The following is a 17,565-nucleotide window of genomic DNA, read 5'->3' as shown; positions in this document are numbered from 1 at the left end:
GCAGTGGGAGCCCTTCGGGGTGACTGCGTACCTTTTGTATAATGGGTCAGCGACTTACATTTTGTAGCGAGGTTAACCGTATAGGGGAGCCGTAGGGAAACCGAGTCTTAACTGGGCGTCTAGTTGCAAGGTGTAGACCCGAAACCGGGTGATCTAGCCATGGGCAGGTTGAAGGTTGAGTAACATCAACTGGAGGACCGAACCCACTAACGTTGCAAAGTTAGGGGATGACCTGTGGCTGGGGGTGAAAGGCCAATCAAACTCGGAGATAGCTGGTTCTCCCCGAAAGCTATTTAGGTAGCGCCTCGGACGAATACTACTGGGGGTAGAGCACTGTTTGGGCTAGGGGGTCATCCCGACTTACCAACCCCATGCAAACTCCGAATACCAGTAAGTAATATCCGGGAGACACACGGCGGGTGCTAACGTCCGTCGTGAAGAGGGAAACAACCCAGACCGCCGGCTAAGGTCCCAAAGTTCTGGTTAAGTGGGAAACGATGTGGGAAGGCTCAGACAGCTAGGATGTTGGCTTAGAAGCAGCCATCATTTAAAGAAAGCGTAATAGCTCACTAGTCGAGTCGGCCTGCGCGGAAGATGTAACGGGGCTCAAACCAGGCACCGAAGCCGCGGATTTGCACTTAGTGCAAGTGGTAGGGGAGCGTTCTGTAAGTCTGCGAAGGTGTGTCGAGAGGCATGCTGGAGATATCAGAAGTGCGAATGCTGACGTAAGTAACGATAAAGGGGGTGAAAAGCCTCCTCGCCGGAAGACCAAGGGTTCCTGTCCAACGTTAATCGGGGCAGGGTGAGTCGACCCCTAAGGCGAGGCCGAAAGGCGTAGTCGATGGGAAGCAGGTTAATATTCCTGCACGACTTGTAATTGCGATGGGGGGACGGAGAAGGCTAGGTGGGCCAGGCGACGGTTGTCCTGGTGAAAGTGCGTAGGTGGTGTTTCTAGGCAAATCCGGAGACACAACACTGAGACACGAGACGAACGCACTACGGTGCGGAAGCCATTGATGCCCTGCTTCCAGGAAAAGCCTCTAAGCTTCAGATTACAAGTCATCGTACCCCAAACCGACACAGGTGGTCGGGTAGAGAATACCAAGGCGCTTGAGAGAACTCGGGTGAAGGAACTAGGCAAAATAGAACCGTAACTTCGGGAGAAGGTTCGCTCTTGACAGTGAAGTCCCTTGCGGATGGAGCAGTTGGGAGTCGCAGTGACCAGATGGCTGGGACTGTTTATCAAAAACACAGCACTCTGCAAACACGAAAGTGGACGTATAGGGTGTGACACCTGCCCGGTGCCGGAAGGTTAATTGATGGGGTTAGCGCAAGCGAAGCTCTTGATCGAAGCCCCGGTAAACGGCGGCCGTAACTATAACGGTCCTAAGGTAGCGAAATTCCTTGTCGGGTAAGTTCCGACCTGCACGAATGGTGTAACCATGGCCATGCTGTCTCCACCCGAGACTCAGTGAAATCGAATTCGCCGTGAAGATGCGGTGTACCCGCGGCTAGACGGAAAGACCCCGTGAACCTTTACTACAGCTTGGCACTGAACATTGAACCTACATGTGTAGGATAGGTGGGAGGCTTTGAAGGCGTGACGCCAGTTGCGCTGGAGCCGTCCTTGAAATACCACCCTTGTATGTTTGATGTTCTAACGCAGGCCCATGAATCTGGGTCGCGGACAGTGCCTGGTGGGTAGTTTGACTGGGGCGGTCTCCTCCCAAAGAGTAACGGAGGAGCACGAAGGTTGGCTAATCCTGGTCGGACATCAGGAGGTTAGTGCAATGGCATAAGCCAGCTTAACTGCGAGACGGACAGGTCGAGCAGGTACGAAAGTAGGTCATAGTGATCCGGTGGTTCTGAATGGAAGGGCCATCGCTCAACGGATAAAAGGTACTCCGGGGATAACAGGCTGATACCGCCCAAGAGTTCATATCGACGGCGGTGTTTGGCACCTCGATGTCGGCTCATCACATCCTGGGGCTGAAGTCGGTCCCAAGGGTATGGCTGTTCGCCATTTAAAGTGGTACGCGAGCTGGGTTCAGAACGTCGTGAGACAGTTCGGTCCCTATCTGCCGTGGGCGTTGGATGATTGAAGGGAGTTGCTCCTAGTACGAGAGGACCGGAGTGAACGAACCTCTGGTGTTCGGGTTGTCACGCCAGTGGCACTGCCCGGTAGCTAAGTTCGGAATCGATAACCGCTGAAAGCATCTAAGCGGGAAGCGAGCCCTGAGATGAGTCATCCCTGACCCCTTGAGGGTCCTAAAGGGCCGTTGGAGACCACAACGTTGATAGGTGGGGTGTGTAAGCGCGGCGACGTGTTGAGCTAACCCATACTAATTACCCGTGAGGCTTAACCATACAACACCCAAGAAGTGTTCTAAGGCTTGTAGCAGATACCGAGAACGAACAACAAAATCAGCTTTCTTAGATTGAAGAATTTGCCTGGCGGCCATAGCGCCGTGGAACCACCTGAACCCATGCCGAACTCAGAAGTGAAACGCGGTAGCGCCGATGGTAGTGTGGCATTCGCCATGCGAGAGTAGGACACTGCCAGGCATCAATTAAGCAATCACAGCGATGTGGTTGGTCGTGATACAACGTCAGGTTGTGTTGGACAGAAGATTTAGATAGCGCACACAGTGCGGTCTTTACCGGTTAGTGTGCTGATATGGCTCAGTTGGTAGAGCGCATCCTTGGTAAGGATGAGGTCCCCAGTTCGACTCTGGGTATCAGCACCATTAAATATTAAAGCCTCCCAATCGGGAGGCTTTTTTGTATCCGCTTTTCTCAGTTTACCGAGATCTGCCTGGCATCGAGATAGAACCGAGCCTGTCCGGAGGCTTCTATCTGAATGGCTGCCACCAGTCGTTCATTGCGAGAGTATTCCCACTGCTTGTCGATCGACGTCAAGGGTGGCTTGTTGATACCCAGTGTCTGCAGATACTCGTGAAACAAGCCTGCGCTGCCGATCTCGGTCAATCCTGCTTTCATCCCAATCAACTCCCTTTTATTGTTGCTGTTTATCAATAGTAACAGTCTCATATGTATTCAATATGAACGCTTTTCTATCAAATTGATCCAAGCTAAGTTGTGGATTGAAAAAGCCGTTGGTGTTTGAAAAAAGGAAGCAAAAACATGCTGATAAAGAACCTGCGTCTGGTCGGCAGGGAGGGGATGTGGCAGATCCTCTGCCAGGATGGCCTGATCCGTGCCATCGAACCCATGAGCACCCATCTGCTCGCAGCCCATGAGCTTGATGGTGAGGAGGGGCTCGCCATCGCCCCTTTTATCGAGCCTCACATCCATCTTGATACCACCCAGACGGCCGGTGAGCCGAGCTGGAATCTCTCCGGCACCCTGTTCGAGGGGATCGAACGCTGGGCCGAGCGCAAGGCACTGCTGACCCACGAGGATGTGAAGCAGCGGGCCATCCAGACGCTGAAGTGGCAGATCGCCAACGGCATCCAGTTCGTCCGCACCCACGTGGATATCTCCGACCCCAATCTGGTCGCCCTGAAGGCGATGCTGGAGGTGCGGGAGGAGATGAAGGAGTGGGTGGAGCTGCAGATAGTGGCCTTTCCGCAGGAGGGGATCCTCTCCTACCCCAACGGCAAGGCGCTGCTTGAGGAGGCTCTCAAGCTGGGCGCCGACGTGATAGGCGCCATCCCCCATTTCGAGTTCACTCGGGAATACGGGGTCGAAAGTCTGCACTACGTGTTCGATCTGGCCGAGAAGTATCAGGTTCTGGTGGATGTGCACTGCGACGAGATCGATGACGAGCAGTCCCGCTTCATCGAGACGCTGGCGACCCTGGCCTACGAGCGTGGCATGGGCCATAGAGTTACCGCCAGCCACACCACCGCCATGCACTCCTATAACGGCGCCTATGCGTCGCGCCTGTTCCGGTTGCTGAAGATGGCGGACATCAACTTCGTCGCCAATCCGCTGGTGAACATCCACCTGCAGGGGCGCTTCGACAGCTATCCCAAGCGTCGCGGCATCACCCGGGTGAAGGAGATGCTGGAGGCCAACATCAACGTCTGCTTCGGCCACGACGACGTGTTCGATCCCTGGTATCCCATGGGCACCGCCAACCTGCTGCAGGTGCTGCACATGGGACTGCATGTCTGCCAGATCATGGGCTACGAGCAGATCAACGACAGCCTCAAGCTGATCAGCAGCCACAGTGCACGCACCCTGAATGTGCAGGATCGCTACGGCATCGAGGTGGGCAAACCGGCCAACCTGCTGATCCTGCCCGCCGAGAACGGCTTTGATGCGGTGCGCCGCCAGGTGCCGGTGCGTTACTCCATTCGTGGTGGCCGGGTGATTGCGCAAACCACTCCATCCCGCACCTCGATTCATCTCGCTCAGGTCGAGCCGGTCGACTTTCGCCGCTGATGCGGGTGATGTCGATTAATTGCCCTGCTGTCCCCCGGGCCTGACATTTTGCATAATGTCGGCCCGATACTATGGAGGCGTGCTCCCATGCAAACCTGGTTATATGTTGCTGCCGGCGGGGCCATCGGCGCCTGCCTGCGCTTTGGTATCGCCGAACTGATGGCGCTGCTGTTGGGACGTCATTTCCCCTATGGCACCCTGATGGTCAACGTGGTCGGCTCCTTCATCATGGGCATTGCCTTTGCGCTGATCAGTCATGGTCATGTGGTAGAGCACCCGCTGAAACCGCTGCTGATGGTGGGTATCCTCGGTGCCCTGACTACCTTCTCCTCCTTCGCGCTGGATACCGTGGTACTGGCCCAGCAGGGGGCCTATCTGAAAGCCGCCCTCAATATCGGCCTCAACCTGTTTCTCTGTCTGGCCATGGTGGTGCTGGGGATGCAGTTGGTCGCCAGCCGGGTTTAAGGTGTCCGCACGCCATTGGCTCTGGTAAACTGGCGGCCATTCTTTGCTCTATGGGTGTTTAAGGGATGTCAGAACAGACTACGACAACGCATTTTGGCTTTAAAACCGTGGCCTCGACCGAGAAGGAAACCCTGGTCGCCGGCGTCTTCCATTCGGTGGCAGCCAAGTATGATCTGATGAACGATCTGATGTCGTTCGGCATCCACCGCCTGTGGAAGCGCTTCACCATCGACTGCTCCGGCGTACGCAAGGGTCAGAAGGTGCTGGATCTGGCCGGTGGTACCGGCGATCTGACCGCCAAGTTCTCCCGCATCGTCGGCGAGACCGGCCAGGTGGTGCTGGCGGACATCAACGATTCCATGCTCAAGGTGGGCCGCGACAAGCTGCGCAATCTGGGGGTGGCCAACAACGTCTCCTACGTGCAGGCCAATGCCGAGGCGCTCCCCTTCCCTGACAACCATTTCGACGTCATCACCATCGGTTTCGGCCTGCGCAACGTCACCGACAAGGACAAGGCGCTTGCCTCCATGTTCCGGGTGCTCAAGCCGGGTGGCCGCCTGCTGGTGCTGGAGTTCTCCAAGCCGGTCAGCGAAGTGATCGCCAAGCTGTACGATCTCTACTCCTTCAAACTGCTGCCGAAAATGGGCGAAATCGTTGCGAATGACAGCGAAAGCTACAAATACCTGGCGGAATCGATCCGCATGCACCCGGATCAGCAGACCCTGGCAGGCATGATGGAGAATGTCGGTTTCGAACAGGTTGAGTTTTACAACCTGACCCAAGGCGTGGTCGCCTTGCACCGCGGTTACAAGTTTTAAGGTCGCCTATGCCGATGGATGCCATGGTCACCGCGGTGATCGAAACCAGCCTCAACCAGCTGCTGCGACTCGACAAGCAGAGTCCGGAGCGGCTGCGCAAATTGACGGGCAAGGTACTCAAGCTGGAGCTGCGCGAGCTCAAGCCACTCTGGTTTGTCTTCTCCGAGCGCCGGCTGGATGTGCTGGCCAAATTCGAAGGGGAGGCCGATGCGGTGCTGAGCCTCTCCCTGACCGCGCTCGGCCTGCTCAAGGACCCCTCCGCCCTGACCCGCTACATCCGTGAGGAGAAGCTGGATCTGAGCGGCGACCCTCAGCTGGTGCAGGCGTTCAGCGTGTTGCTGGGAGAGCTGAATATCGACTGGGAAGAGGAGCTGTCCCGTTATACCGGCGATGTGCTGGCTCACACCCTGCTGCGCGGCGCCAGTCAGGCACGCCGGCTGCTGGGACGTGAATTGTGCCGCAGCCAGCGCCAGCTGGCCGATTACCTGACCGAAGAGATCCGGCTTGCGCCGGGTCCGCTGGAAGTGGCCAGCTTCAACGACGATGTTGAGTTGCTGGCCCAGCAGATGAAAGCGGTCGAGCTGCGGCTGGCCCGCTTCGAGCAGCAGGTAGCCTGATGACCCCGAAGGAGTTCAAGCGCCTCTATCGCATCATCAGCATCCTGCTGGAACAGGGCATCGACGAGCTGGTGCCCGCCCGTTACCAACCCTGGCCCGGCCGGCTGGCCCGTCGCAGCCTGTTCTGGCTCAAGAACAAACGTCAGGGGCTGAATCGTGGTGCCCGCATCCGGCTCGCCTTCGAGGCGCTCGGCCCCATCTTCATCAAATTCGGTCAGATGCTTTCGACCCGGCGCGATCTGCTGCCGCCGGACATCGCCGAGGAGCTGGCACTGCTGCAGGACAGGGTGCCCCCCTTCTGTGGTCAGGCGGCCCGCCGCCAGATCGAGGCGAGCCTGGGTTGCACCATCGAGACCCTGTTTGACGACTTCGACGAGACGCCGCTGGCGTCGGCCTCCATCGCCCAGGTGCATACCGCCCGGCTGAAGGAGAATGGCCGCGAGATCGTCATCAAGGTGATCCGTCCAGACATCGAACCGGTCATCGAGGCCGACCTGCGGCTGATGCAGGCGCTGGCCCGTCTGGTGGCCCGTTTCGTGCCCCAGAGCGGACGCCTGCGCCCCATCGAGGTGGTGGAAGAGTATCGCAAGACCATCCTCGACGAGCTCAATCTGATGCGGGAGGCGGCCAACGCCATCCAGCTGCGTCGCAACTTCACCGGCTCCGAGGCGCTCTACGTGCCCGAGGTGTTCACCGAGCACTGCCGCGAGCAGGTGCTGGTGATGGAGCGGATCTACGGCATTCCGGTCTCCGACATTGCCGCGCTGGAGGCCAACGGCACCAACATGAAGCTGCTGGCCGAGCGCGGGGTGGAGGTGTTCTTCACCCAGGTGTTCCGCGACAGCTTCTTCCACGCCGACATGCACCCGGGCAACATCTTCGTCTCCTACGAACATCCGGAGAATCCGCTCTGGATCGGCATCGACTGCGGCATCGTCGGCACCCTCAACCGGGAAGACAAGCGTTACCTGGCCGAGAATTTCCTCGCCTTCTTCAACCGTGACTACCGTCGGGTGGCCGAGCTGCACGTGGAGTCCGGCTGGGTGCCGCCCGATACCAAGGTGGACGAGTTCGAGTTCGCCATCCGCACCGTGCTGGAGCCCATCTTCGAGAAGCCGCTGTCCGAGATCTCGTTCGGCCACGTGCTGCTCAACCTGTTCAACACCGCGCGCCGCTTCAACATGCAGGTGCAGCCGCAGCTGGTGCTGCTGCAGAAGACCCTGCTCTATGTGGAGGGGCTGGGTCGCCAGCTCTACCCGCAGCTCGATTTGTGGCAGACCGCCAAGCCCTATCTGGAAAACTGGATGTACCAGCAGGTAGGACCCAAGGCGGTGTGGAATGCCATCAAGGAGAAGGCGCCATTCTGGGCGGAAAAGCTGCCGGAACTGCCGGAGCTGGTCTACGAGACCTTGCGCCAGACCCGTCATCAGCAGCGCCACTTCGACCAGATGTTTGCCGATTTTCGCCGGCACAGTCGCCGCCAGGGTCAGGCTCGCTACCTCTTAGGGGTTGGAGCCAGCCTGCTATTGGCCGGTGTATTCTTGCTGACCCAAAAACAACACATTGAGTGGGGACAAATCAGCCTCGCCGGCGCCGGGTTATGCTGGCTGCTGGGTTGGTTGCGAACCCGTTCTCATTAAATAAACTGCGCCAGCAGGCGCCTGTTCTGGAGAGAAAGTCATGGGTGGTATCAGTATTTGGCAATTGTTGATCATCGCAGTCATCGTCGTGCTGCTGTTCGGTACCAAGAAACTGCGCGGCATCGGCGGTGATCTGGGCGCCGCGGTCAAGGGCTTCAAGAAGGCGCTGTCCGACGAGCCGGAGACCAAGTCCGAGCAGAAGGATGCCGAGTTTCCGCCGAAACAGCTGAACGAAGCCGCCGGTCAGCCTAGCGATGCTGCCAAGCAGAAAGATAAAGATCAGGCCTAAGCCATGTTCGATATCGGTTTCTGGGAGCTGGTTGTCATTGGTGTCGTCGCCCTGGTGGTGCTCGGCCCCGAGCGGCTGCCCGTGGCGATCCGTACCGCCAGCCACTGGATCAGACTGATCCGCAGCACCGCCAACTCGGTCAAGGCCGAGCTGGAGCAGGAGCTCAAGTTGCAGGATCTGCACAACGACCTGAAGAAGGCCGAACAGTTGCAGATGAACAACCTGAGCCCCGAGCTGCAGGAGTCTATCGAGCAGCTGAAAACGGCCGCACAATCGGTGACCCGTCCATACGAACAACAAAATACCATCCAGCCAGCGCCGGCTGCCGCCGAGGTGAATGAGGAGCCGATTGGCCTCGTCAGCGTAGCGACACCTGATGAGGAGCCTACCGTGATCCCCGCCGCAAGTGCCCAGCCGAGCGCCGAACAAGGGGAGGTGAAGCCATGAGTCAGGCCGAACAACCCCTGATCAGCCATCTGGTCGAGCTGAGAACGCGCCTGCTGCGCTCCATTTCGGCCATCCTGCTGGTGTTCATCGCGCTGATCTACTTCTCCAACAACATCTACGACTTCGTGGCCCAGCCGCTGCTGAGTCAGTTGCCGGAAGGGACCAGCATGATAGCGACGGATGTGGCGACCCCCTTCCTGACGCCGATCAAGCTGACCCTGGTGGTCTCCTTCTTCGTGGCGATCCCTTATCTGCTCTATCAGGCCTGGGCCTTCATCGCCCCCGGTCTGTACCAGCATGAACGGCGCCTGATCATGCCGTTGGTCGCCTCCAGTGCCGTGCTGTTCTATGCCGGCATGGCGTTCGCCTACTACGTGGTGTTTCCGCTGGTGTTCGGTTTCTTCACCAGCACCGCGCCCGCCGGGGTGACGGTGGCGACCGACATCGCCAGCTATCTGGACTTCGTACTGACCCTGTTCTTCGCGTTCGGGGTGGCGTTCGAAATTCCGGTGGCCACCATACTGCTGTGCTGGACCGGGGTGACTAGTCCCAAGAGCCTGCGGGAGAAGCGTCCCTACGTCATCGTCGGGGTGTTCGTGGTCGGCATGCTGTTGACGCCGCCCGATGTCTTTTCCCAGACCCTGCTCGCGATCCCCATGTGGGGCTTGTGGGAGATAGGTCTGTTCTTCGCCCGCTTCTACGTGAAAGAAGAGAGCGAAGAGAAGCAGGAACAGACTGAAGAGGGGAGCTAAGGCTCCCTTCCTCTTTTCATGCTCCCGTTCGAGGCGTATGGTAAGGCCCCATTGAGTAGATGGTTTTCAAATACCTGATATGTATTCCTTTTGTTCGGACCCGCTGACCCCATGATCGACATAGGTGTAAACCTGACCAGCAGCCAGTTTGCCGATGAACAGGCCGATCTGGTGGCCCGCGCCCGCGCCGTCGGGGTGGAGGCGCTGATCCTGACCGGCACCGATCTGGTCGGCAGCCGCGAGAGCGCCACCCTTGCCGCCCGCTGGCCGGGTTACTGTTTCTCCACCGCCGGGGTCCATCCCCACGATGCCAAGAGTGTCGATGAGGCGACCCTGCCCGCTCTGCGCGAGCTGGCAGCCTTGCCGCAGGTGGTGGCCATCGGCGAGTGCGGCCTCGACTACAACCGCGATTTCTCCCCCCGTCCGGTGCAGGATGCGGTATTCGACGCCCAGCTGGCACTGGCCGCCGAGCTCGGGATGCCGGTGTTTCTCCACTGCCGCGATGCTCACGCCCGTTTCATGGAGATCCTGCGCCCCTGGCTGCCCAAACTGCCGGGGGCCGTGCTGCACTGCTTCACCGGCTCCGACGAGGAGCTGGATCAGTGTCTGGCGCTGGGGCTGCATATCGGGGTGACCGGCTGGCTCTGCGACGAGCGCCGTGGTCAGCTACTGCGCGAGCAGGTGGCCCGTATTCCGGCCGGCCGGCTGATGATCGAGACCGATGCCCCCTATCTGGTGCCACGGGATCTGAAGCCCAGACCAAAACGCAACGAACCCGCTTTTTTGCCGCACATCGCCCAGGTGGTGGCGGCCTGCCGTGGTGAAGCGCCCGAGGCCTTGCTGGCCCACACCCGGGCCACCTCCGCCGCGTTCTTCCAACTTCCTCTTCAGGAGTGATTCATGGCTACAACTCTTCCAGGCGCCTTTCCGGGTCGCCGTCTGCGCCGGGTGCGCAAACATGATTTCAGCCGTCGTCTGGTGCGCGAGAACGTACTGACCGCCAACGATCTCATCTATCCCGTGTTCGTGCTGGAGGGGGAGAACCGTCGTGAGGCCGTCACCTCCATGCCGGGGGTGGACAGGCTCTCCATCGATCTGCTGCTGAAAGAGGCTGCCGAGCTGGTTGCGCTGGGCGTGCCGGCCATCGCCCTGTTCCCGGTCACCCCGCTGGAGCAGAAGAGCCTGCTGGCGGAAGAGGCCTACAACCCGGACGGGCTGGCCCAGCGGGCGACGCGCGCCCTCAAGGCGAGCTTCCCGGAGCTGGGGGTCATCACCGACGTGGCGCTCGATCCGTTCACCACCCACGGTCAGGATGGCATCATCGATGACGAAGGCTATGTGCTGAACGACATCACCACCGAGATCCTGGTGAAACAGGCGCTCTCCCACGCCGCTGCCGGGGTCGATATCGTGGCACCGTCCGACATGATGGACGGCCGCATCGGCGCCATCCGCGCGGCGCTGGAAGAGAACGGCTTCATCAACACCCAGATCATGGCCTACTCCGCCAAGTACGCTTCCTGCTACTACGGTCCGTTCCGCGACGCGGTGGGCTCTGCCGGCAACCTCGGCAAGAGCAACAAGGCCACCTACCAGATGGATCCGGCCAACAGCAACGAAGCCCTGCACGAGGTGGCGCTGGATATCCAGGAAGGGGCCGACAGCGTGATGGTCAAGCCGGGCATGCCCTATCTGGACATGATCCGCCAGGTGAAGGATCAGTTCGGCGTGCCGACCTTCGCCTATCAGGTGAGCGGCGAGTACGCCATGCACATGGCGGCCATCCAGAACGGCTGGCTGAAGGAGAAGGAGAGCATCATGGAGTCCCTGCTCTGCTTCAAGCGGGCCGGTGCCGACGGCATCCTCACCTACTTCGCCAAGCGGGCTGCCCAGTGGCTGCAGGAAGACGCCAGACGCTGATACATCTTGCCTGATGTCACCGACAATGCCGGCCCCTGGGCCGGCATTGTCGTCTTTGGCATCCGGATCGCCGTTTTAATGAGCAGATCTCGGCGAAAAGTGGACAACAGGCCGCGCTCTGGCAGGCAAAGGCTTGATTAATGAGGTTTCTGCCTACATCTTAGGTAGTCCAAGCAAGCTTCTGGACGGCAGGGGCTGTAGAGAATTTAGAGGTATCGCAGGATGAACAACCCTTTGCTGACAATGGACTCGCTGCCCCCTTTCAGCCAGCTCCAGCCCGATCAGGTCCAGCCTGCCGTGACGCAGGCCATCGCCGATTGCAAACAGAAGATCAGCGATGTGCTGGCCCAGCGCGACCCCCACACCTGGGACAGCCTGATCGCCCCGCTGGAAGAGGTCAACGACCGCCTGGCGCGGATCTGGTCGCCGGTCAGTCATCTCAACTCCGTACTCAACAGCGAAGCGCTGCGCGCGGCCCACGACGCCTGCCTGCCGCGGCTGTCTGAATTCCAGACCTATGTCGGCCAGCACGAGGGGCTCTATCAGGCCTATCGCGAACTGGCCGAGAGCGACGACTTCCCGCTGCTGAGCGGCGCCCAGCGCAAGGAGATCCAGAACACCCTGCGCGATTTTCGCCTGTCCGGCATCGGTCTGCCCGCCGAGGCGCAGCAGCGCTACGGCGAGATCCAGGCCCGCCTCTCCGAGCTGGCTTCCCGCTTCAGCAACAACGTGCTGGACGCGACCCAGGGCTGGAACAAGCTGGTGACCGACGAGGCCGAGCTGGCCGGTTTGCCGCAGAGCGCGCAGGCCGCCGCCCGCCAGCTGGCCGAGCTGAAGGGCAAGGAGGGCTGGCTGTTCACCCTGGACATCCCCTCCTACCTGCCGGTGATGATGTATGCCGACAACCGCGCGCTGCGTGCCGAGTTGTATGAGGCCTTCACCACCCGCGCCTCGGATCAGGGCCCCAACGCCGGCAAGTGGGACAACTCCGCCATCATGACCGAGCTGCTTGCCCTGCGCCGCGAGCTGGCCCAGCTGCTCGGCTTTGCCAACTACGCCGAGCTCTCCCTGGCCACCAAGATGGCGGACAAGCCCGAGCAGGTGGTGAACTTCCTCACCGATCTGGCGGCCAAGTCTCTGCCGCAGGGCAAGGCCGAGCTGGAAGAGATCCGCGCCTTCGCCACCGAGCAACACGGTCAGGGCGAGCTGGCCGCCTGGGATCTCGCCTACTACGCCGAGAAGCTCAAGCAGCACAAGTTCTCCATCTCCGACGAGCAGCTGCGTCCCTACTTCCCCGCCAGCAAGGTGGTGAAGGGGCTGTTCGAGGTGGTCAAGCGGGTGTTCGGCATGAAGGTGCGCGAGCGCCTCGGCATCGACACCTGGCACCCGGACGTGCGCTTCTACGACATCTTCGACGCCGAGGACGAGCTGCGTGGCAGCTTCTACCTCGACCTCTATGCCCGCGAGCACAAGCAGGGCGGCGCCTGGATGGACGTCTGCCTGGGTCGTCGCTACCGTCAGGATGGATCCTTGCAAAAGCCGGTGGCCTACCTGACCTGCAACTTCAACGGTCCGGTGGACGGCAAACCCGCCCTGTTCACCCACAACGAAGTGGTCACCCTGTTCCACGAGTTCGGCCACGGCATTCACCACATGCTGACCCGCATCGACGTGGCCGGCGTGGCCGGCATCAACGGCGTGGCCTGGGACGCGGTGGAACTGCCGAGCCAGTTCCTCGAGAACTGGTGCTGGGAGTCCGAGGCGCTGGCCTTCATCTCCGGCCATCACGAGACCGGCGAGCCGCTGCCTGCCGATCTGCTGGAGAAGATGCTGACCGCCCGCAACTTCCAGGCGGCGATGCAGATGCTGCGCCAGCTGGAGTTCGCCCTGTTCGACTTCCGTCTGCATCAGGAGTTCGACCCGGCCAGCGCGGATCAGATCCCCGCGCTGCTGGATGAGGTGCGCAGCCAGGTGGCGGTGATGACGCCGCCGGCGTTCAACCGCTTCCAGCACAGCTTCTCCCACATCTTCGCCGGCGGTTATGCGGCGGGCTACTACAGCTACAAGTGGGCCGAGGTGCTCTCTGCGGATGCCTTCTCCCGCTTCGAGGAGGAGGGGATCTTCAACCCGGCTACCGGTCAGTCCTTCCTGAAGAACATCCTGGAAAAGGGTGGCTCCAAGGAGCCGATGGAGCTGTTCCGAGCCTTCCGTGGCCGCGAGCCTCAGGTGGATGCGCTGCTTCGTCACAGCGGGATTGCCGCGTGAGTTGGCGGGCCCCGGCTGGCGTGAGCTTCAAGCAGGTACAGTTTTGCCACATAGTGGGATCACAGCGTGATTTTTGAGATAAAAAGGGACCTTTTGGTCCCTTTTCTCAAGGCTTTTTAATATCTTGCGGATAGCATGTTTGCACTGTCCCCGGCTCTTCAGTAGAGTCGGGTCCTACCTTCCAAGGAGAGAAAGAACCTTGCCATGAGGCGAGCACTCGAGTCTGTCTATCAAATCATCTCAAGTCTGTCTCATTCGAGTGGTCAGGGATATTTCGATACCTTTGTGAGTGAAATCGCAGCAGCGGTCGGGGCCGACTTCGTCCTGATTTCAGGCAGGGATCAAGCGGGGCTCTCTTTCAAGGTACACGCCGCCCACCCCGCGTCTCTCGACACCACCAACTTCAGCTTTCCGGTCAGCGCCACCCTGGGGGAGATCACCCTGCAGGAGGGAGAGACCTGGTTCAGTGATCGGGTACAGCAGCTGTTTCCCCACGCCGCCGTGTTGCAGGCCTGGCACATCCAGGCCTATGCCGGCATCGCCCTCAAGAGTGCCCAGGGGGAGACGGTCGGCATCTGCAGCGTGCTGTTCAAGCGGCCGCTCACCAACATGGACAAGGTGATGGGCCTGTTGCGCCTGCTGGCTCCGCTGGCCGGGCGCGAACTGGCGCTGATGCTGCAACAGCCGGCGCCGCCCCAGCCCGAGTATCACGACTTTCTGCACACCATGATGTCCCATGCGCCGGTGGGGATCGGCAAGCTCGATCTGAACGGCAAGATCCTCTGGACCAACCCGGCCATCGAAAAGATGCTGGGCTACAGCCAGAGCGAGCTGCTGCACCGCACCGCCGCCGAACTCAATCACCCAGAAGACTGGCTGCGCAGCGCCGCCTGCTATGAAGAGCTCAAGCGTGGCGAGCGTACCGCCTTCACCCAGGAGAAGCGCTACCTGCACCGTGACGGTCAGGTGCTGTGGGGGCGGGTCACCGTCACCCTGGTGCGAGACGATCAGCTGCAGCCCGACTACCTGATGGTGGTGCTGGAGAACATCGATCCCCTCAAGCGCCATGCCGAACAGCTCAAGCTCTCCCACCGGGTCTATGACAATCTCTCCGAGGCGATCCTGGTGTGCGATGCGGACAGCCGCATCATCTCGGTCAACCCGGCGTTCGAGCAGATCACCGGTTACAGCGAGGAGGAGGTGTGCGGCCAGCGGCCCAGCATGCTCAAGTCCGGGCTGCACGATCAGGCCTTCTACGCCGACATGTACCACGCGCTGGAGCGGGTGGGGGTGTGGCGCGGCGAGGTGTGGAACAAGCGCAAGAACGGCAAGCTCTATCCCCAGCAGCTGATGATCAGCACCCTGCGGGAAGGGGGGCGGATCAGCCAGTACATCGCCATCTTCAGCGATCTCTCCCAGACCAAGCTGGCGGAGCAGAAGATCGCCGCCCAGGCCAACTACGACAACCTCACCGGCCTGCCCAACCGCTGGCTGTTCGGCCGCTGCCTGAGCCGCTTCTGCGAGCGGGGCGAGCGCTTCGCACTGATGGTGCTCGACCTCAACAACTTCAAGGCGGTCAACAACAGCATGGATCACCACGCCGGTGACGCCCTGCTGCGGGAGGTGTCGGATCGGCTGGTGAGCCGGGTGCGCACCGAGGACCTGGTGGCCCGCATCGGCGGCGACGAGTTCGCCTTCCTGGTGCCGGGCATCGTCAACCGTCGTCAGGCTGAGGTGTTTGCCAAGCAGGTGATCGGCGGCTTCGCCCGTCCCTTCATGCTGGCCAACCAGCACCTCTACGTGACGGCCACCATCGGCATCACCCTCTGCCCGGGCGATGGCCTGGAGAGCGACGAGCTGCTACGCAACGCCGAGCAGGCGCTGTTTGCCGCCAAGCGGCAGGGGCGGCTGCTCGGCAGCTACTGCGCCTCCATGCGCGAAGAGGTGCGCCAGCGCCACCAGATGCAGCAGGATCTGGCGGAGGCGATCAAGCTCGAGCAGCTGACCATGGCCTACCAGCCGATCTGGGACAACCGCAGTGGCCGGGTCGCCAAGCTGGAGGCGCTGGTGCGCTGGTACCACCCGCACTGGGGCCAGGTGTCGCCGGCGGACTTCATTCCGTTGGCGGAGGAGGCCGGGCTCATCCAGGGGCTGGGGGCGCTGGTGCTGTGGCAGTCGTGCCGGGATCTGGCGCGGCTGCAGCAATCCGGCTTCCCGGATCTGCAGATGTCGATCAACCGCTCCACCCTGGAGTTCCAGACCATAGATCCGGAGGCGAGCGAGTGGCTCAAGGTGATCCACCACTTCGGGCTGGACCCGGCGGACATCGTCATCGAGATCACCGAGTCCCTGCTGATGGAGACCAGCGATCAGCACAGGGTGCGGATCGATGCGCTGCGCGAGGCGGGCTGCAAGCTGGCCATCGACGACTTCGGCACCGGCTATTCGGCGCTGAACTATCTGCGCAACTTCCCGGTGGACCTGGTCAAGATCGACCGGGCCTTCGTGCGCCACATTCCGTTCAATGAACAGGACCGACTGCTGCTGGACGGCATCATCAACATAGTGCACAACCTCGGCATGCAGGTGGTGATCGAGGGGGTGGAGACTCGCGAGCAGCTCAACTTCCTCTGCCAGAAGGGGTGTGCCTTCACCCAGGGCTATCTGCTGAGCCGGCCACTGGCCTACGACGACCTCACCGAGTACCTGCAGCTCAACGACAAGAGCATGTTCCTGCAGACCAGCTAGTCTTTCCGCCGCCCTCCTTCGGCCGGTGCCCCTACAGCGACCTTCGGGGGCTGTGGTACACTCCGCCCACTGATACCGCCACACAGTCGATACCATGCAGATCCTCCTCGAAGACCCCGCCAAGGCGCCTCAGGCCGAAGCCCTGGCCAGCCAGCTCGGCCAGACCGACCTTCCCCAGTTTGCCCTGGTGTTCACCGCGGCGCGGCTGGAGCTGCGCAAGCTGGACGAACCCAAGCTGGGTGCGGTCTACGTGGACTTCGTCGAAGGGGCGGTCGCCCATCGCCGTAAGTTCGGCGGTGGCCGTGGCCAATCCATCGCCAAGGCGGTGGGGCTCAAGGCGGGTGCCATGCCGCGGGTGGTGGATGCCACCGCCGGGCTGGGGCGCGATGCCTTCGTGCTCGCCTCCCTCGGCTGCAAGGTGACCATGATCGAGCGCAGCCCCGTGGTGGCCGCCCTGTTGCAGGACGGGCTGGCGCGGGCCGCGCTGGACCCGGAGATCGGCCCCTGGGTGCGCGAGCGGATGCAGTTGCTGCACGGCCCGGCGGTGGAGACCTTGTTGGGGCTGACCGAGCGGCCCGACGTCATCTACCTCGACCCCATGTTCCCCCACAAGCAGAAGTCGGCGCTGGTGAAAAAAGAGATGCGGGTGTTCCAGTCACTGGTGGGGCCGGATCTTGACGCCGATGCCCTGCTGCCGGCGGCGCTCGCCATGGCGGACAAGCGGGTGGTGGTGAAACGGCCGGACTACGCCGGCTGGCTCAACGAGCATAAGCCGAGCATGGCCATCGAAACCAAGAGCAACCGCTTCGACGTCTATGTGATGGCGGCGCTGGCGGGATAACGCCGCACACGAGGGATAAAAGAAGAGGGCCAACCCGGCGGGGTTGGCCCTCTTGCCATCTATTGGCCGTCGGCTGGGGCCGGCGGGGCAAAGCGGATCAGCTTTTCCTCCCCCTGCCAGCTGAGCGCCATGGTGGCCAGCTCCGCCAGGCTCAGTCGCTCGCCGCCTTGCAGCAGCAGGTACTCGACCCCTGCTCTGGCCTCGATGGTGCGGATCCTGTCCGCCCACTGGCGGCCATCCCGGCCGGTGAGGGTGACCGGCAGCTGCCAGCTGGCGGCGATCTCCAGCCAGTCGTAGAGATCGCAACTGATGGGTTGGTAGGTGCTCATGTGCGGGTTGCCCTCTGGTCGCCG

Annotated in this window: 15 protein-coding genes, 1 tRNA gene and 2 rRNA genes (1 of these 18 only partly in view); 16 read left to right on the top strand and 2 right to left on the bottom strand. The window is 61.1% G+C overall.

The window, feature by feature from the left end:
* The 3 genes from C2U40_RS22560 to C2U40_RS22550 form a co-directional block, all read left to right on the top strand.
* Positions 1–2,367, top strand: a 23S ribosomal RNA gene (locus tag C2U40_RS22560); it begins 522 nt to the left of the window's first position.
* Positions 2,368–2,450: 83 nt separating this feature from the next.
* Positions 2,451–2,565 (top strand): 5S ribosomal RNA (gene rrf / locus C2U40_RS22555).
* Between the two features lie 106 nt (positions 2,566–2,671).
* Positions 2,672–2,747: transfer RNA gene (locus C2U40_RS22550), tRNA-Thr, on the top strand.
* 49 nt (positions 2,748–2,796) lie between these two features.
* Here the strand turns inward: C2U40_RS22550 and C2U40_RS22545 are convergent.
* Entirely contained in the window at positions 2,797–3,051 is a 255-nt protein-coding gene (locus C2U40_RS22545) for a hypothetical protein (RefSeq protein ID WP_103828791.1), read from the bottom strand.
* Between the two features lie 93 nt (positions 3,052–3,144).
* On the opposite strand from C2U40_RS22545, the gene C2U40_RS22540 reads away from it, so the two are divergent.
* From C2U40_RS22540 to C2U40_RS22480, 13 genes are all read left to right on the top strand, one after another.
* Complete coding sequence (locus tag C2U40_RS22540) at positions 3,145–4,410, top strand: cytosine deaminase (protein ID WP_103828792.1); 1,266 nt, start codon at positions 3,145–3,147, stop codon at positions 4,408–4,410.
* 87 nt (positions 4,411–4,497) lie between these two features.
* The gene (crcB, locus tag C2U40_RS22535) at positions 4,498–4,875 is read left to right on the top strand and encodes a fluoride efflux transporter CrcB (RefSeq protein ID WP_016348946.1); all 378 of its coding nucleotides are present in this window, start codon (positions 4,498–4,500) and stop codon (positions 4,873–4,875) included.
* A 65-nt stretch (positions 4,876–4,940) separates the two neighbouring features.
* Positions 4,941–5,693 (top strand): bifunctional demethylmenaquinone methyltransferase/2-methoxy-6-polyprenyl-1,4-benzoquinol methylase UbiE, encoded by a 753-nt coding sequence (ubiE, locus tag C2U40_RS22530; RefSeq protein ID WP_011704116.1) that lies wholly within the window; start codon positions 4,941–4,943, stop codon positions 5,691–5,693.
* 8 nt (positions 5,694–5,701) lie between these two features.
* Positions 5,702–6,310, top strand: a complete 609-nt coding sequence (locus C2U40_RS22525) for a ubiquinone biosynthesis accessory factor UbiJ (RefSeq protein ID WP_103828793.1) — start codon at positions 5,702–5,704, stop codon at positions 6,308–6,310.
* Positions 6,310–7,950 carry a ubiquinone biosynthesis regulatory protein kinase UbiB gene (gene ubiB, locus C2U40_RS22520; protein WP_011704118.1) on the top strand — a complete coding sequence of 547 codons (1,641 nt, stop codon included), beginning with the start codon at positions 6,310–6,312 and terminating at the stop codon, positions 7,948–7,950. The genes C2U40_RS22525 and ubiB overlap by 1 nt, the downstream gene beginning before the upstream one ends.
* Before the next feature lie 40 nt (positions 7,951–7,990).
* On the top strand, positions 7,991–8,239 hold the full coding sequence (gene tatA / locus C2U40_RS22515; protein ID WP_011704119.1) for a Sec-independent protein translocase subunit TatA: 249 nt from the start codon (positions 7,991–7,993) through the stop codon (positions 8,237–8,239).
* A gap of 3 nt (positions 8,240–8,242) precedes the next feature.
* Positions 8,243–8,686 (top strand): Sec-independent protein translocase protein TatB, encoded by a 444-nt coding sequence (gene tatB / locus C2U40_RS22510; RefSeq protein ID WP_103828794.1) that lies wholly within the window; start codon positions 8,243–8,245, stop codon positions 8,684–8,686.
* Entirely contained in the window at positions 8,683–9,438 is a 756-nt protein-coding gene (gene tatC / locus C2U40_RS22505; RefSeq protein WP_011704121.1) for a twin-arginine translocase subunit TatC, read from the top strand. Before tatB ends, tatC begins: the two co-directional genes overlap by 4 nt.
* 111 nt (positions 9,439–9,549) lie before the next feature.
* On the top strand, positions 9,550–10,335 hold the full coding sequence (locus C2U40_RS22500) for a TatD family hydrolase (protein ID WP_103828795.1): 786 nt from the start codon (positions 9,550–9,552) through the stop codon (positions 10,333–10,335).
* A gap of 3 nt (positions 10,336–10,338) precedes the next feature.
* Entirely contained in the window at positions 10,339–11,358 is a 1,020-nt protein-coding gene (gene hemB / locus C2U40_RS22495; protein WP_103828796.1) for a porphobilinogen synthase, read from the top strand.
* Between the two features lie 222 nt (positions 11,359–11,580).
* Positions 11,581–13,623: an oligopeptidase A gene (gene prlC / locus C2U40_RS22490; RefSeq protein WP_103828797.1), complete on the top strand. Its 2,043-nt coding sequence runs from the start codon at positions 11,581–11,583 to the stop codon at positions 13,621–13,623.
* A gap of 204 nt (positions 13,624–13,827) precedes the next feature.
* The gene (locus tag C2U40_RS22485; RefSeq protein WP_017410822.1) at positions 13,828–16,371 is read left to right on the top strand and encodes a putative bifunctional diguanylate cyclase/phosphodiesterase; all 2,544 of its coding nucleotides are present in this window, start codon (positions 13,828–13,830) and stop codon (positions 16,369–16,371) included.
* A gap of 94 nt (positions 16,372–16,465) precedes the next feature.
* On the top strand, positions 16,466–17,212 hold the full coding sequence (locus tag C2U40_RS22480) for a class I SAM-dependent methyltransferase (protein ID WP_017410823.1): 747 nt from the start codon (positions 16,466–16,468) through the stop codon (positions 17,210–17,212).
* 59 nt (positions 17,213–17,271) lie between these two features.
* On the opposite strand, the gene C2U40_RS22475 is transcribed toward C2U40_RS22480, so the two are convergent.
* Entirely contained in the window at positions 17,272–17,541 is a 270-nt protein-coding gene (locus C2U40_RS22475; RefSeq protein WP_024945492.1) for a Rho-binding antiterminator, read from the bottom strand.
* Positions 17,542–17,565 lie beyond the last annotated feature (24 nt).

The organism is Aeromonas sp. ASNIH4 (genome assembly GCF_002934425.1).
Taxonomy (GTDB): Bacteria; Pseudomonadota; Gammaproteobacteria; order Enterobacterales; family Aeromonadaceae; genus Aeromonas; species Aeromonas hydrophila.
The sequence above is the reverse complement of the archived record's forward strand: the minus strand, read 5'-3'. Positions and strand labels throughout refer to the sequence as shown.